13 protein-coding genes are annotated in these 14,493 nt (G+C 72.2%); 8 read left to right on the top strand and 5 right to left on the bottom strand.

The genetic code is table 11. The features are described 5' to 3' along the window. Nucleotides 1–86: 86 nt before the first annotated feature. Genes egtA through egtD form a run of 4 tightly spaced genes read left to right on the top strand, consistent with a single transcriptional unit; the run spans nucleotide 87 to nucleotide 4,418 of the window. On the top strand, nucleotides 87–1,337 hold the full coding sequence (gene egtA, locus A8W25_RS29025) for an ergothioneine biosynthesis glutamate--cysteine ligase EgtA (RefSeq protein ID WP_067166898.1): 1,251 nt from the start codon (nucleotides 87–89) through the stop codon (nucleotides 1,335–1,337). Continuing rightward, nucleotides 1,334–2,662, top strand: coding sequence for an ergothioneine biosynthesis protein EgtB (gene egtB, locus A8W25_RS29020; protein WP_067166895.1), 1,329 nt, complete (start codon nucleotides 1,334–1,336; stop codon nucleotides 2,660–2,662). The genes egtA and egtB overlap by 4 nt, the downstream gene beginning before the upstream one ends. Then, the gene (gene egtC / locus A8W25_RS33710; protein WP_067166892.1) at nucleotides 2,662–3,441 is read left to right on the top strand and encodes an ergothioneine biosynthesis protein EgtC; all 780 of its coding nucleotides are present in this window, start codon (nucleotides 2,662–2,664) and stop codon (nucleotides 3,439–3,441) included. The genes egtB and egtC overlap by 1 nt, the downstream gene beginning before the upstream one ends. Further along, entirely contained in the window at nucleotides 3,414–4,418 is a 1,005-nt protein-coding gene (gene egtD / locus A8W25_RS29010; protein ID WP_067166891.1) for an L-histidine N(alpha)-methyltransferase, read from the top strand. Before egtC ends, egtD begins: the two co-directional genes overlap by 28 nt. Here the strand turns inward: egtD and A8W25_RS29005 are convergent. Further along, nucleotides 4,396–5,649 carry an extracellular solute-binding protein gene (locus A8W25_RS29005; RefSeq protein ID WP_067167370.1) on the bottom strand — a complete coding sequence of 418 codons (1,254 nt, stop codon included), beginning with the start codon at nucleotides 5,647–5,649 and terminating at the stop codon, nucleotides 4,396–4,398. The two genes, egtD and A8W25_RS29005, sit on opposite strands and share 23 nt — an antisense overlap. A gap of 240 nt (nucleotides 5,650–5,889) precedes the next feature. Here A8W25_RS29005 and A8W25_RS29000 point away from each other — a divergent pair, with 240 nt between their 5' ends. Continuing rightward, nucleotides 5,890–6,111 (top strand): dodecin, encoded by a 222-nt coding sequence (locus tag A8W25_RS29000; RefSeq protein ID WP_067166888.1) that lies wholly within the window; start codon nucleotides 5,890–5,892, stop codon nucleotides 6,109–6,111. 36 nt (nucleotides 6,112–6,147) lie between these two features. On the opposite strand, the gene A8W25_RS28995 is transcribed toward A8W25_RS29000, so the two are convergent. Then, the gene (locus A8W25_RS28995) at nucleotides 6,148–6,636 is read right to left on the bottom strand and encodes a hypothetical protein (protein WP_067166886.1); all 489 of its coding nucleotides are present in this window, start codon (nucleotides 6,634–6,636) and stop codon (nucleotides 6,148–6,150) included. Between the two features lie 47 nt (nucleotides 6,637–6,683). Here A8W25_RS28995 and A8W25_RS28990 point away from each other — a divergent pair, with 47 nt between their 5' ends. The 3 genes from A8W25_RS28990 (at nucleotide 6,684) to A8W25_RS28980 (ending at nucleotide 10,957) form a co-directional block, all read left to right on the top strand. Beyond that, entirely contained in the window at nucleotides 6,684–7,703 is a 1,020-nt protein-coding gene (locus A8W25_RS28990; RefSeq protein WP_067166884.1) for an LLM class flavin-dependent oxidoreductase, read from the top strand. 10 nt (nucleotides 7,704–7,713) lie between these two features. Continuing rightward, on the top strand, nucleotides 7,714–10,116 hold the full coding sequence (locus A8W25_RS28985; protein ID WP_067166882.1) for an ATP-binding cassette domain-containing protein: 2,403 nt from the start codon (nucleotides 7,714–7,716) through the stop codon (nucleotides 10,114–10,116). Nucleotides 10,117–10,282: 166 nt separating this feature from the next. After that, nucleotides 10,283–10,957: a hypothetical protein gene (locus A8W25_RS28980; RefSeq protein WP_067166879.1), complete on the top strand. Its 675-nt coding sequence runs from the start codon at nucleotides 10,283–10,285 to the stop codon at nucleotides 10,955–10,957. A gap of 61 nt (nucleotides 10,958–11,018) precedes the next feature. Here A8W25_RS28980 and A8W25_RS28975 read toward each other — a convergent pair whose 3' ends face one another. From A8W25_RS28975 to A8W25_RS28965, 3 genes are read right to left on the bottom strand one after another with little or no spacing between them, the layout of a single operon-like run. Next, nucleotides 11,019–11,774 carry a succinate dehydrogenase/fumarate reductase iron-sulfur subunit gene (locus tag A8W25_RS28975; protein WP_067166876.1) on the bottom strand — a complete coding sequence of 252 codons (756 nt, stop codon included), beginning with the start codon at nucleotides 11,772–11,774 and terminating at the stop codon, nucleotides 11,019–11,021. Next, nucleotides 11,771–13,729, bottom strand: coding sequence for a fumarate reductase/succinate dehydrogenase flavoprotein subunit (locus A8W25_RS28970; RefSeq protein ID WP_067166874.1), 1,959 nt, complete (start codon nucleotides 13,727–13,729; stop codon nucleotides 11,771–11,773). Before A8W25_RS28970 ends, A8W25_RS28975 begins: the two co-directional genes overlap by 4 nt. After that, nucleotides 13,730–14,437: a succinate dehydrogenase gene (locus A8W25_RS28965; RefSeq protein WP_079126462.1), complete on the bottom strand. Its 708-nt coding sequence runs from the start codon at nucleotides 14,435–14,437 to the stop codon at nucleotides 13,730–13,732. Nucleotides 14,438–14,493 lie beyond the last annotated feature (56 nt).

Here is a 14,493-nt window from a genome sequence, read left to right as displayed (position 1 = left end):
TCCGGATGGGCACTCTTGTGCGAGAAGACGGCAGTGGCTTAGGTGGGACAGTGCACCGAAAAAGCCCCCGAGTTGGGGAAGCGACCATGCTGACCAGACAGTTCACAGAAACGGAAGCAGACGATCTGCTTCGATGTATCTGCTTCAAAACGGGCCCGCCTCGCGCTGTCGGGGTAGAAGTGGAGTGGCTCGTCCATGATCTGCACGACCCGCACCTCCCCGTTCGGCACCACCGACTCGCCGCCGCCTACGCCTCGTTAAGAGCGCTTCCCCTGCGGTCGGCACTCACCGTCGAACCCGGCGGCCAGCTGGAGCTCAGCTCGCTTCCCGCCGGTTCCCTCATGGAGTGCGTCGACTCCGTGGCGGCCGATCTGACGGCCGTACGGGCCGCGCTGCACGCCAGGGACCTCACACTCACCGGGCTCGGCCAGGAGCCGTGGCAGCCGCCGCGCCGCTTTCTGCACGACCCCCGGTACGACGCCATGGAAGCCCACTTCGACCGGACCGGCCCGGCCGGACGGGCCATGATGTGCGCGTCGGCCTCCGTCCAGGTCTGCCTCGACGCCGGGTACGAGGAGCCGGGCCCGCTCGGCTTCGGCCGCCGCTGGCGACTGGCCCACCTCCTCGGCGCGGTCCTGGTGGCCGCGTTCGCCAACTCCCCCGTCCAGGAGGGCGAAAGCACCGGCTGGCGCTCCTCCCGGCAGGCGATGTGGACCGACATCGACCCGGTACGGGCCCTCGCGCCCCCGCTGGACGCCGAGCCCCGGGCGGCCTGGGCGGCGCACGTCCTGGACACGCCCGTGATGTGCGTCCGGTCCGACGGCGACGCCCCGTGGGACGCGCCCGAGGGGCTCACCTTCCGGGAGTGGCTGCGCACCGGCGAGCCGCGCCGGGCCACCCGCGAGGACCTCGACTACCACCTGACCACGCTCTTCCCGCCGGTGCGGCCGCGCGGGCACCTGGAGCTGCGCATGATCGACGCGCAGCCCGGCGAGGACGGCTGGATCGTCCCGCTCGCCGTGACCACCGCGCTCTTCGACGACCAGGAGGCGGCCGAGACCGCCTACCGTGCCGTCAAGTCCCTCGCGGAGAGGGCCGGTTCGCCACCCGCGCCGCGCAACCCGCTCTGGGCCGACGCGGCCCGCTCGGGGCTCACCGACCCCGAGCTGCGGGAGGCGGCCCAGACCTGCTTCGCCGCCGCGCTGGAGGCACTGCCCCGGCTCGGCGCCACCACCGAGGTCCAGCGGGCGGTCGCCGCCTTCACGGACCGCCATGTCGCACAGGGCCTCTCGCCCGCGGACACCTCGCCCGCCCCCGGGAAGGACACCTCCTCATGACCGGCCCCGAACCCACCGGAGCGGCCACCGACCCGGAGGCGCTGCGCCTGCGCGCCCTGGACGCGCTCACCGCCGCGCGGGCGCGCACCGCCACCCTCACCTCCTGCGTCGACGACCACGACCTCACCGCCCAGCACTCCCCCCTGATGTCGCCCCTGGTCTGGGACCTGGCGCACATCGGCAACCAGGAGGAGCAGTGGCTGCTGCGGGCCGTCGCCGGGCGGGACGCGATGCGCCCGGAGATCGACTCGCTGTACGACGCCTTCGAGCACCCCCGCGCCAGCCGGCCCTCGCTGCCGCTGCTCTCCCCCGCCGAGGCGCGCCGCTACGCCGCCGAGGTGCGCGGCCGGGCACTCGACGTCCTGGAGTCCACCCCGCTGGAGGGCGGCCCCCGCCTGGTCGACGCGGGCTTCGCCTTCGGGATGATCGCCCAGCACGAACAGCAGCACGACGAGACCATGCTGATCACCCATCAGCTCCGCAAGGGACCGGCGGCGCTCTCCACCCCCGAGCCGCCGCGCGGCTCCACCGCGGACCTGCCCGACGAAGTCCTCGTCCCCGGCGGCCCGTTCACCATGGGAACCTCGGCCGAGCCGTGGGCCCTGGACAACGAGCGCCCCGCCCACCACCGCATCGTCCCCGCTTTCCACCTGGACACCACCCCGGTGACCTGCGGCGCGTATCTCCGCTTCATCGAGGACGGCGGCTACACCGACGAGCGCTGGTGGGAGCCCAAGGGCTGGGCGATGGTGCGGCAGCACGAGCTGACCGCCCCGCTGTTCTGGCGCCGCGAGGGCGGCCAGTGGCTGCGCCGCCGGTTCGGGGTGACCGAGCCCGTACCGCTGGACGAGCCGGTGCTCCACGTCAGCTGGTACGAGGCGGACGCGTACGCCCGCTGGGCCGGGCGGCGGCTGCCCACCGAGGCGGAGTGGGAGAAGGCGGCCCGGCACGACCCGGCCTCCGGCCGCTCCCGGCGCTACCCGTGGGGCGACGCCGACCCCACCTCCGAGCACGCCAACCTGGGCCAGCGCCATCTGCGCCCCGCCCCCGCCGGGGCCTATCCGGCGGGCGACTCCCCGCTGGGCGTACGGCAGTTGATCGGCGACGTGTGGGAGTGGACGTCCAGCGACTTCATGCCCTACCCGGGCTTCGTCGCCTTCCCCTACCGCGAGTATTCGGAGGTGTTCTTCGGGCCCGACCACAAGGTGCTGCGCGGCGGTTCGTTCGCCGTGGACCAGGTGGCCTGCCGGGGCACCTTCCGCAACTGGGACCTGCCGGTGCGCCGCCAGATCTTCGCCGGGTTCCGGACCGCGAGGGATGCCTGATGTGCCGTCATATCGCGTTCCTGGGAACGCCGTCGACGCTCGGCGAGCTGCTGGTGAGCCCGCCGCACGCGCTGTACCGGCAGTCCTGGGCGCCGCGCCGGCAGCGGTACGGGACGGTCAACGCCGACGGCTTCGGCGTCGGCTGGTACGCCGAGGGCGACCCGGTGCCGGGCCGCTACCGCCGGCCGGGGCCGATCTGGGCCGACCCGTCGTTCGCGGACCTGGCCCGGGTGGTGCGCACCGGCGCGCTGCTGGCGGCGGTCCGGGACGCCACCGAGCCGGGCGCGGACGGCGAGGCGGCCGCGGCCCCCTTCGCCGCCGGGCCCTGGCTGTTCAGCCACAACGGGGCGGTGGGCGGCTGGCCCGGCTCGCTCGCCCCGCTGGCCGCCGCGCTGCCGCCGGAGGAGTTGCTGCGCCTTGAGGCCCGCTGCGACTCCGCGCTGGTGTGGGCGCTGCTGCTGCACCGGCTGCGGGCGGGCGACGAGATGGGCCGGGCGCTCGCCGAGACGGTCGCCGAGGTCGCCGGGGCGGCCCCGGACTCACGGCTGAACCTGCTGCTCACCGACGGCGCGACGATCGCCGCCACGGCCTGGGGCGACACCCTCTGGTATCTGGCCCGGCCGGGCGAGCGCACGGTCGTCGCCTCGGAGCCCTACGACGACGATCCGCACTGGTACGAGGTCCCCGACCGCACCCTGCTGGCCGCGACCCGTACCGACCTCGTACTGACCCCCCTCAAGGAGCCTTCCTCGTGCACCAGTCCCACCCGTTCCAGCTGACCCGCACTCTGCCCGAGGACGCCACCGGGGCCGCGCTGCGCGCCGACGTGCTGCACGGGCTGACGGGTACGCCCAAGACCCTGCCGCCCAAGTGGTTCTACGACGCCCGGGGCAGCGAGCTGTTCGAGGAGATCACCCGGCTCGACGACTACTACCCGACGCGCGCCGAGCGGGAGATCCTCGACCGTCGGGCCGCCGAGATCGCGGCCGCCTCGGGCGCCCGCACCCTGGTCGAGCTGGGCTCGGGCTCCTCGGAGAAGACCCGGCTGCTGCTCGACGCGCTGCCGGACCCGCTCACCTACATCCCGGTGGACGTCAGCGAGAGCGCCCTGACCGGGGCCGCCACCGCGCTGATCGAGGAGCGGCCGAAGCTCGACGTGCACGCGCTCATCGCCGACTTCACCCGGCCGCTCGCCCTGCCCGCCACCCCGGGACCCCGGCTGGTGGTCTTCCTCGGCGGCACCATCGGCAATCTGCTCCCCGCCGAGCGTGCGGAGTTCCTGGCCTCGGTCGCCGCCGTGATGGAGCCCGGCGACAGCCTGCTGCTCGGCACCGACCTGGTGAAGGAGGAGTCGGTCCTGGTGCGGGCGTACGACGACCGCGAGGGGGTGACGGCCGAGTTCAACAAGAACGTACTGGCCGTCATCGACCGTGAGCTCGGGGCGGACTTCGGCCTCGACGACTTCACGCACGTGGCGCGCTGGGACGCCGAGCACGAGTGGATCGAGATGCGGCTGCGGGCCCGCGCCGACCTCACCGTGAAGATCCCCGATCTGGACCTCGTGGTCCGCTTCGAGGAGGGCGAGGAGCTGCGGACCGAGATCTCGGCGAAGTTCCGCCGCGAGGGCGTACGGGCGGAGCTCGCGGCCGCCGGGCTGACGGCCACCCACTGGTGGACCGACGCCGACGGCCGGTTCGCCCTGTCCCTCGCGGTCCTCGGCGGTGAGGGCGCCGTCACGGGAACAGCAGCGAGCTGATCCGCGAGGAGGCCGACTTGGCCGCCGTCTTCGGGTCCGCGCCCGTGAGCACGGCGCTCATGTACGGCTTGATGGGGTTGTCGGCCTCGACGGCGGCCCACTGCGGCGAGTTGGGCGTGGCCCTGCCCCGGGCCGCGCCCTGCGCCATCGCGGCCGTGCCCGCCTGGTTCTCCACGGCGGCCGCGAGCGCGGGCTTGTTCGGTACATAGCTCATGGTGGCGGCGAGGTCCTGCTGCCACTTCTCCCCGGCGAGCGCCTTGACCACCTCCACGGCCTCGGTGTGGTGCGCGGACCGCTTGGGCACGATCAGGTCCGAGCCGCCGGTGAAGACCGCGCCGGGGCTGGCCGCGGTCTTGCCGGGGATGGGGAAGTAGCCGAGCTTGTCCGCGAGGGCGGGGTTGGCCTTCTGGATGGCCTTGGCGGTGCCCGGGACGGCGATGATCTGGGCGACCTTGCCCCGGGCGAAGACCTCGGCCTGCGGGGGCGTTGCCTCGTCGGCGTTCTTGGGGCCGTCGCCGAGCGCCTGGAGCCGGCGGTAGAAGTCCATGCCGCGCAGCGCGGCGGGGGTGGCGAGGGTGCCGGTCCACTCCCCCGCGCTCTCCTGGGCGAGTTCGCCGCCCTCGTCCCAGACGAACCCGGCGAGGGTGTACCAGTCCTGCCCGGCGAGGTAGACGCCCTGGGTGGCGCCGGTGTTCAGCTTCTCCGTGTCGCTCAGCCACTCGGCGCGGGTCCTGGGGGCCTTGGTGATGCCCGCCGCCTCGAACAGGTCCTTGTTGTAGATGACGACGCGGTTCGCCGCGTACCAGGGGATGCCGTACTGCACCCCGTCGACCTTGCCGGGTTCCGCCAGGCCCGGCAGCCAGTCCTTGCTGCCCCAGTCGCGCAGCGACTCCAGGGTGAGGTCGAGCAGCCCGCCGCTCGCCGCGTACTGGGAGACCTGGGTGTTGCCGACCTCGATGACGTCGGGCGCCTCGCCCGTCCTGAGGGCGGCGGTCACCTTCTGGCCGACGCCGGTCCACTCCTGGATCCGTACGTCCAGCTCGACCGAGCGGTGCTCCTTCTCGAACTCCTCGGTGAACCGTCTGACGAACTCGTCGGAGGCGCTGTCCTTCATCAGCCAGACGGTGACGGTGGTGGTGGAGTCCCCGCCCACGCCCGGCAGCGCGCCGCAGCCGCCGAGCGCGAGGGCCGTGACGAGCACGACGGGGGCATGGAGGAAGCGGTTCTTCACGGAGGTCACCTTCTGCGTCATGGCACGGGCAGTCATGACCCGACGTGGGGAAAGCGCAGACGGCTCTTCTGGGGGAAAGCGCGGTTGGCTAGTTCGGGTGCGGCCGATTTTGGTCTGTACCAATGGACCGGTCAAGCCCCGTTACGGAACCGAGGCCGCACCCGTCCCCCGTCCGACGCCTCGCGAACCGGCGCGAGGTGGGGCACGGTGGAGGGACGCGACGAAGAGGAGTGCACCTCCATGTCCAACCACACGTACCGCGTGACCGAGATCGTCGGCACCTCCCCCGAGGGCGTCGACCAGGCCATCCGCAACGGCGTCGCCCGCGCCGCGCAGACCTTGCGCAATCTCGACTGGTTCGAGGTGACCCAAGTACGCGGCCAGATCGCCGACGGGCAGATCGAGCACTACCAGGTGGGCCTGAAGGTCGGCTTCCGGCTGGACGACGACCAGGAGGTGTGACGGCCGGGGCGGCGGGGTCCGGCGGACCCCGCCCGCTCAGGTCCGCCCCTCCCGCTCCTGCGCGTCCCGCATCGCCTCGGACGGGGCCGTCCACCGGGCCCGTACGACCCGGAAGCCCGCCCGTTCGGCGGCGTCGCACACCAGCTCGTCGTCGTCGACCAGCATCCGCACCTCGCGCCGGGCGCCGAGGCGGCGCAGAAGCTCCAGCTTGGTGGTCCGGGCGGGCCTGCGGTCGGCGTTGGGCCGCATATGGAGCGCCCCCTCGGGCAGACCCTGGGCGGCCAGCCACACCAGGGTGTCCCGGCGGCAGCGCTCCGGCCTGCCGGTGAGGTAGACGACCTCGCACTCCTCGGCGGCCGTCAGACACAGCGCGATGCCCTCCGCCAGCGGCGGATCGGCCGGGGCGGCGGCGAAGAAGGCCTTCCAGTCGCGCCTGGCGCCCTCCAGGAAGTGCTGGCGATGACCGCTGTCCGCGAGCGTGCCGTCCAGGTCGAATACGGCCAGTGGCCTGCTGTTCTCCGTCATGCGTCCAGCCTAGGGAATCCTGGCGCCGCACAGACGTTGAAGCCTGTGTGAGCTCAGTGATCGCGTCGACGCGCTTCTCCGTCCTGGACCGTTCCCGTATCCGCGCGGGCCACCACGGCCCGCAGGCGCTGCGGGACACCGTGGCCTTCGCGAAGGAGGCGGAACGGCTCGGCTACCACCGCTTCTGGGTCTCCGAGCACCACAGCGTGCCGGGGGTCGCGGGCTCCGCGCCGACCGTGCTCGCCGCCGCCGTCGCCGGTGCGACCTCCGTGATCCGGGTCGGCACGGGCGGGGTGATGCTCCCCAACCACCAACCGCTCGTGGTCGCCGAGCAGTTCGGCGTACTGGAGTCGCTGTTCCCCGGCCGGATCGACATGGGCCTGGGCCGCTCGGTCGGGTTCACGGACGGGATCCGCAAGGCGCTGGGCCGCGACAAGGAGGACGCCGACGCGTTCCCGGGGCAGCTGGCCGAGCTCCTGGGCTACTTCGACGGTACGCAGACGGCCCATCCGCAGGTGCACGCGCGCCCCGCCGAAGGCCTGCGCGTCCCCGCGTTCGTCCTCGCCACCGGCCAGGGCGCCCTGCTGGCCGCCGAGGCCGGGCTGCCGCTGGTCATCGCCAATGTGCGCGGCGAGGACGCGATGCTGCGGGTCATCGACGACTACCGCGAGGCCTTCCGCCCCTCGGCCTGGAGCGAGCACCCGTATGTGGTGCTCTCCGGCACGGTCGCGGTGGCCGGCACGACCGAGGAGGCCCACCGCATCCTGCTCCCCGAGGCGTGGTCCACGGCGTACTCGCGCACCCGGGGCGCCTTCCCGCCGCTCTCCCCCGCCGAGGAGATCGCCGCGGTGACGATGACGGAGCGCGAACGGACGCTGTACGAGGAGGCCCTGCGCGGCCAGATCCACGGCACCGAGGACGAGGTCGCGGACGCCCTGGAGAAGCTGCTCGCGCGCAGCGCGGCCGACGAGTACCTGGTCACCACGAGTACGTACGACCGCACGGCCATGCGGGACTCCTACCGTCGGCTCGCCCGGCTCGCGGGCCTGACCAGCGAGGCCGCCTAGAATTTCCGGTATGCGAAACCCCGCGCGACCCGACAGCGACCCGGGCGACCGCGCCCACGATCCCTACGTCCGGGTCAGGGGCGCCCGCGAGCACAATCTGCGCGGGGTCGACGTGGACATCCCCCGGGACGCGCTGGCGGTCTTCACCGGGGTGTCCGGCTCGGGCAAGTCCTCGCTCGCCTTCGGGACGATCTACGCGGAGGCCCAGCGGCGCTACTTCGAGTCGGTGGCGCCGTACGCCCGGCGGCTGATCCACCAGGTGGGCGCGCCGAAGGTCGCGGAGATCTCGGGGCTGCCGCCCGCCGTCTCGCTGGAGCAGCGGCGCTCCTCGCCGACCTCGCGCTCCTCGGTCGGCACGGTCACCACGCTCTCCAACTCGCTGCGCATGCTGTTCTCCCGCGCGGGCACCTACCCGCCGGGCGCCGAGCGCCTGGACTCGGACGCGTTCTCGCCCAACACGGCCGCCGGCGCCTGCCCCGAGTGCCACGGCCTGGGCCGCGTCCACCGCACCAGCGAGGAGCTGCTCGTCCCCGACCCGTCGCTCTCGATCCGCGAGGGCGCGATCGCGGCCTGGCCGGGTGCCTGGCAGGGCAAGAACCTGCGCGACGTCCTCGACACGCTCGGATACGACGTCGACCGCCCCTGGCGCGAGCTCGACCCGGCCGACCGCAGGTGGATCCTGTTCACCGACGAGCAGCCGGTGGTCACCGTGCACCCGGTGCGCGAGGCGGGCCGCATCCAACGCCCGTACCAGGGCACGTACATGAGCGCCCACCGCTATGTGATGAAGACGTTCGCCGAGAGCAGGAGCCCGACGCTGCGGACCAAGGCCGAGCGCTTCCTCACCGCCGCCGACTGCCCGGTCTGCGGCGGCAGCCGGCTGCGGCCGGAGGCCCTCGCGGTCACCTTCGCAGGACGTACCGTCGCGGAGCTGGCCGCGCTCCCCCTCGACTCCCTCGCCGAGGTGCTGCGTTCGGCCGACGGCGGGCCCCCGGCCGAGGTCCTGACGGCCGACCTGCTGAGCCGGATCGGCCCCGTCACCGAGCTCGGCCTCGGCTATCTCAGCCTGGACCGGACCGCGCCCACCCTCTCCGCCGGGGAGTTGCAGCGGCTGCGGCTCGCCACCCAGCTGCGGTCGGGACTCTTCGGGGTGGTGTACGTGCTGGACGAGCCGTCGGCGGGACTGCACCCGGCCGACACGGAAGCCCTGCTCACGGTCCTCGACCGGCTCAAGGCGGCCGGGAACTCGGTGTTCGTCGTCGAGCACCACCTCGATGTGGTGCGGCACGCCGACTGGCTGGTGGACGTGGGTCCGCACGCCGGTGTGCACGGCGGTCAGGTGCTGCACAGCGGGCCGCCGCGGGCGCTGGCCGAGGTGGCCGGGTCGCAGACCCGCCGCTTCCTCTTCGACACCGCGCCCGCGCCGGTGCGCGAGGTGCGCGCGCCTTCGGGATGGCTGAAGGTCGGCCCGGTGACCCGGCACAATCTGCGCGGCCTGACGGCCGGGCTGCCGCTGGGCGTCTTCACCGCGGTGACGGGTGTCTCGGGCTCGGGGAAGTCCACGCTGATGGGCGAGGTCACCGAGGAACTGCCCGGTGTGGGACGGCTGGTGACGGTCGATCAGAAGCCGATCGGACGCACCCCCCGGTCCAACCTCGCCACGTACACCGGCCTCTTCGACGTCGTGCGGAAACTCTTCACCGCCACCGAGGAGGCGCGGGCGCGCGGCTACAGGGCGGGCCGGTTCTCGTTCAACGTGCCCGGCGGGCGCTGCGAGACCTGCCAGGGCGAGGGGTCCGTCTCGGTGGAGCTGCTGTTCCTGCCGAGTACGTACGCGCCCTGCCCGGACTGCCACGGCGCCCGGTACAACCCCGAGACGCTGGAGGTCACCCACCGGGGCCGCACCATCGCCGAGGTGCTCGACCTGACGGTGGAGGCGGCGGCGGAGTTCTTCGCCGACACCCCGGCCGCCGCCCGGAGCCTGACCGCGCTGCTCGACGTGGGCCTGGGCTATCTGCGCCTCGGGCAGCCCGCCACCGAGCTCTCCGGCGGCGAGGCCCAGCGCATCAAGCTGGCGTCCGAGCTCCAGCGGGTGCGGCGTGAGCACACGCTGTACCTGCTGGACGAGCCGACGACGGGTCTGCACCCGGCCGATGTCGAGGTGCTGCTGCGGCAGTTGCACGGGCTGGTCGACGCGGGGCACTCGGTGGTGGTCGTCGAGCACGACATGACGGTGGTGGCGGGCGCGGACTGGGTGGTCGACCTCGGGCCCGGCGGCGGCGACGCGGGCGGCAGGATCGTGGCGGCGGGCCCGCCGCGCGAGGTCGCCTCGGCCGGGGTGGGGCGCACCGCTCCCTATCTGGCGAAGGCGTTCGGAGACCGACGCCGGAGCGCGGAGCGGCGCGATCAGTAGCAGAACCTCACCGGACAACAAGCTGACGGTCCGTCAATTCATGGCGGATCCCCGGCTGTTCGACCCGTAAAAGCGGACTTACTCTCAAGTTCACCAGGGTTCGACGTCACCCGAGTTCCTCCTCGCACCCCCACCCCATCGAAGTCATTCGAACGAGGAGCCCCCCATGGCACTTCGCACCTTGCGGACCCCGGCGGCCCTGCTCGCCGCCGCGGCCGCGCTCACCCTCGGCGCCACCACCGCCGCCGGCGCCCTCTCCGCCGGGTCCACCACGGTGACCCCGGCCGGCCACTCCTTCGCCGCCAAGCTCAGCGGCAAGGCCACCTTCACGGCCGGTTCCACCACCATGACCTGCACGGTCTCCGCGTCGGTCCCCAACGGCACGGCCACCAACAAGGTCCCCGCCGCCCCCGGCAACCACAACGCCGCGGGACCCGTCTCCGCCCCCAGCAACCCGCCGACCTTCAGCGGCTGCACCACCAGCATCTTCGGCGTCGGTGTGACGGTCACCAGCAACGCCACCAACGGCCAGTGGAGCATCTCGGCCCAGTACGGGTCGCCCATCTCGGCCGCGCTCACCATGCCCAAGGGCGGGGTCGTCATCAAGACGAGCGGCCTGGCCAGCTGTACGCTCACCACCTCGCCCACCGGCCCCACCAGCGTCAACGGCACCTGGACCAACGGCGCCCCGTCCAGACTCGCCATCGCGAACGCACCCGTGGCGGCCACCGGTACGGGTGGGTTCCTCTGTCCGACCGGCAATCAGACGGCGACCTTCTCCGCCGCCTACGACGTCACGGACACCACCGACGCGGCCCAGCAGATCACCGTGACGAGCTGAGCCGTACGGCGCAGGCGTGTGCCCCGGACCAGGGTCCGGGGCACACCCACCGCGTCCCGCCTCAGCGGCCGACCTTCCTCGCCTTCCGGGTCGCGCGCAGCCACTCCTTGTTCATCGCCGCGATCGACGGCAGCGGGATGCCCTTGGGGCAGGCCGTGGCGCACTCACCGGTGAGGGTGCAGCCGCCGAAGCCCTCCGCGTCCATCTGGCCGACCATGTCGAGCACCCGGGTCTCGCGCTCGGGCGCACCCTGCGGCAGCACGTTCAGATGGTTGACCTTGGCCGAGGTGAAGAGCATCGCCGAGCCGTTGGGACAGGCCGCCACGCAGGCGCCGCAGCCGATGCACTCGGCGTGCTCGAAGGCGGAGTCCGCGTCGGGCTTGGGCACCGGCGTGGCATGCGCCTCGGGCGCGGCTCCCGTCGGGGCGCTGATGTAGCCGCCCGCCTGGATGATGCGGTCGAAGGCCGACCGGTCCACCACGAGGTCCTTGACGACCGGGAAGGCCGAGGCCCGCCACGGCTCGACGTCGATGGTGTCGCCGTCCTTGAACGCCCTCATGTGCAGCTGGCAGGTGGTGGTGCGCTCGGGCCCGTGCGCGTCGCCGTTGATGACCAGACTGCACGCGCCGCAGATGCCCTCGCGGCAGTCGTGGTCGAAGGCGACCGGGTCCTCTCCGTCGAGGATGAGCTCCTCGTTGAGCGTGTCGAGCATCTCCAGGAAGGACATGTCGGCCGAGATGCCGTCCACTTCGTAGGTGGACATCGCTCCGTCGGCGTCGGCGTTCCGCTGCCGCCAGACGCGCAGGGTGAGCTTCATGCGTAGCTCCGCTGGGTGGGGTGGACGTACTCGAAGACGAGGTCTTCCTTGTGCAGGACGGGGGCGGCGCCGGTTTTCCCGAACTCCCAGGCGGCGGCGTACGAGAACTCCTCGTCGCGCCGGGCCGCCTCGCCGTCCGGGGTCTGGGACTCCTCGCGGAAGTGGCCGCCGCAGGACTCGGCGCGGTGCAGCGCGTCGAGGCACATCAGCTCGGCGAGCTCCAGGTAGTCGACGATGCGGTTGGCCTTCTCCAGGGACTGGTTGAACTCCTCGCCGGTGCCCGGGACCTTGATGCGGCGCCAGAACTCGTCGCGGATCTGCGGGATCCGCTCCAGCGCCTTGCGCAGCCCCTCCTCGGTGCGGGCCATTCCGCAGTGCTCCCACATCAGTTCACCGATCTCGCGGTGGAAGGAGTCGGGGGTGCGGTCGCCGTTCACGGCGAGCAGCAGGTTGAGCCGGTCCTCGGTCTCGGCGACCGCCTCCGCGACCGCCGGGTGCTCGGCGGTGACCGGCTCCTGGTGCGGGTTGCGCGCCAGATAGTCGTTGATGGTGGAGGGGAGCACGAAGTAGCCGTCGGCCAGGCCCTGCATCAGGGCCGAGGCGCCGAGCCGGTTGGCGCCGTGGTCGGAGAAGTTGGCCTCGCCGATCGCGAAGAGCCCCGGGACGGTGGTCTGGAGGTCGTAGTCGACCCACAGCCCGCCCATCGTGTAGTGCACGGCCGGATAGATCCGCATCGGCACCTCGTACGGGTTCTCCGCGGTGATCCGCTCGTACATCTCGAAGAGGTTGCCGTACTGCTCCTCGACCTTGTCGCGCCCCATCCGCGCGATGGCGTCCGCGAAGTCGAGGTAGACGCCCTGGCCGCCGGGGCCGACCCCGCGGCCCTCGTCGCAGACGTTCTTGGCGGCGCGCGAGGCGATGTCACGCGGGACCAGGTTGCCGAAGGAGGGGTAGATCCGCTCCAGGTAGTAGTCGCGCTCGTCCTCGGGGATCTCGGCGGCGGGCCGGGTGTCGCCCTTGGCCTTCGGCACCCAGATCCGGCCGTCGTTGCGCAGCGACTCGCTCATCAGGGTGAGCTTGGACTGGTGCTCGCCGGTGCGCGGGATGCAGGTGGGGTGGATCTGGGTGAAGCACGGGTTGGCGAAGTAGGCACCGCGCCGGTGGGCCCGCCACACCGCGGTGGCGTTGGAGTTCATGGCGTTGGTGGAGAGGTAGAAGACATTGCCGTAGCCGCCGCTGGCGAGCACCACCGCGTCCGCGAAGTAGGTGTCGATCCGGCCGGTGACCAGGTCGCGGGCGACGATGCCGCGCGCCCGCCCGTCCACCACGACCAGGTCCAGCATCTCGGTCCGGGCGTGCAGCTCCACGTTCCCGGCGGCGATCTGGCGCGACAGCGCCTGGTAGGCGCCGAGCAGCAGCTGCTGGCCGGTCTGGCCGCGTGCGTAGAAGGTGCGGGAGACCTGGACGCCGCCGAAGGAGCGGGTGTCGAGGAGTCCGCCGTACTCGCGCGCGAAGGGCACGCCCTGGGCCACGCACTGGTCGATGATCTCCACGGAGATCTGCGCCAGACGGTGGACGTTGGACTCGCGGGCCCTGAAGTCACCGCCCTTGACGGTGTCGTAGAAGAGGCGGTGGATGGAGTCGCCGTCGTTGCGGTAGTTCTTGGCGGCGTTGATACCGCCCTGCGCGGCGATGGAGTGGGCGCGGCGCGGGGAGTCCTGGAAGCAGAACTGGACGACGTGGTAGCCCTGTTCGGCCAGGGTCGCGCCGGCCGAGCCGCCCGCGAGTCCGGTGCCGACGACGATCACGGTGTGCTTGCGGCGGTTGGCCGGGTTGACCAGTTTCGCCTCGAAGCGGCGGGTGTCCCAGCGCTCGGCGACGGGCCCGGCGGGCGCCTTGGTGTCGGCGATCGGCTCGCCGAGCGTGTAGCGCGTGTAGTCGTTGGACAAGGTCATTCAGCTCACCACTCCGGTCATGACGGCGACGGGGACGGCGATGAAGCCGGCGGTCAGCACCAGCGCGAGGACGTTGGCCAGGGTCTTGAGGATCCGGTCGCGGGCCGCGCTGCCCGCGCCGAGGGTCTGGGCCGCGCTCCAGAAGCCGTGCTGGACGTGCAGGCCGAGGGCGAGCATCGCCACGATGTAGATGACGTTCCCGTACCAGGTGGAGAAGGTGTCGATCACGTTCTGGTAAGGGTGCCCGGACTGGAAGCCGCCGGGGTGCACGGTCCCGGTGGTCAGGTCGAGGACGTGCCAGACGATGAAGAGTCCGAGGATGATCCCGCCCCAGCGCATGGTGCGGGTGGCGTAGCTCGCGCGCGGCCGCTTGTGCACGTACTTGCTGGGGCGGGCCCTGATGTCGCGCCGGCTCAGCTGGTACGCGGAGACCGCGTGCGCGACGACGGCCGCGACCAGCACCACCCGGATGATCCAGAGCGCCCACTCGTAGTGCAGGAACGGCTCGCCGACGGTGCGCAGCCAGTGCGCGTACCCGTTGAAGTCGCCCGCCCCGAAGAAGATCTTGAGGTTGCCGAACATGTGGACGGCCAGATAGGTCAGCATGATCAGACCGCTGACGGCCATGACCGTCTTCTTGCCGACGGTGGAGTCCCACACGGTGCGCGTCAAGGACGGTTTTCGGTCCGTCCGCGTTGCCAGAGCCATGTCATAGACGCTAGGGCCGGAGGTCCCGAGAGGTCCAAGACATGAATACGCTCATT

The sequence above is a fragment of the Streptomyces sp. ERV7 genome (assembly GCF_001653515.1).
In the GTDB taxonomy this organism is placed as follows: Bacteria; Actinomycetota; Actinomycetes; order Streptomycetales; family Streptomycetaceae; genus Streptomyces.
This window is presented reverse-complemented; position numbering and strand designations above follow the sequence as displayed.

Coding starts and splice junctions, on each gene's coding strand:
- egtA (WP_067166898.1), top strand. CDS start 87: ATGCTGACCAGACAGTTCACAGAAACGGAAGCAGACGATCTGCTTCGA.
- egtB (WP_067166895.1), top strand. CDS start 1,334: ATGACCGGCCCCGAACCCACCGGAGCGGCCACCGACCCGGAGGCGCTG.
- egtC (WP_067166892.1), top strand. CDS start 2,662: ATGTGCCGTCATATCGCGTTCCTGGGAACGCCGTCGACGCTCGGCGAG.
- A8W25_RS29000 (WP_067166888.1), top strand. CDS start 5,890: ATGTCCAACCACACGTACCGCGTGACCGAGATCGTCGGCACCTCCCCC.
- A8W25_RS28995 (WP_067166886.1), bottom strand. CDS start 6,636: ATGACGGAGAACAGCAGGCCACTGGCCGTATTCGACCTGGACGGCACG.
- A8W25_RS28985 (WP_067166882.1), top strand. CDS start 7,714: ATGCGAAACCCCGCGCGACCCGACAGCGACCCGGGCGACCGCGCCCAC.
- A8W25_RS28980 (WP_067166879.1), top strand. CDS start 10,283: ATGGCACTTCGCACCTTGCGGACCCCGGCGGCCCTGCTCGCCGCCGCG.
- A8W25_RS28975 (WP_067166876.1), bottom strand. CDS start 11,774: ATGAAGCTCACCCTGCGCGTCTGGCGGCAGCGGAACGCCGACGCCGAC.
- A8W25_RS28970 (WP_067166874.1), bottom strand. CDS start 13,729: ATGACCTTGTCCAACGACTACACGCGCTACACGCTCGGCGAGCCGATC.
- A8W25_RS28965 (WP_079126462.1), bottom strand. CDS start 14,437: ATGGCTCTGGCAACGCGGACGGACCGAAAACCGTCCTTGACGCGCACC.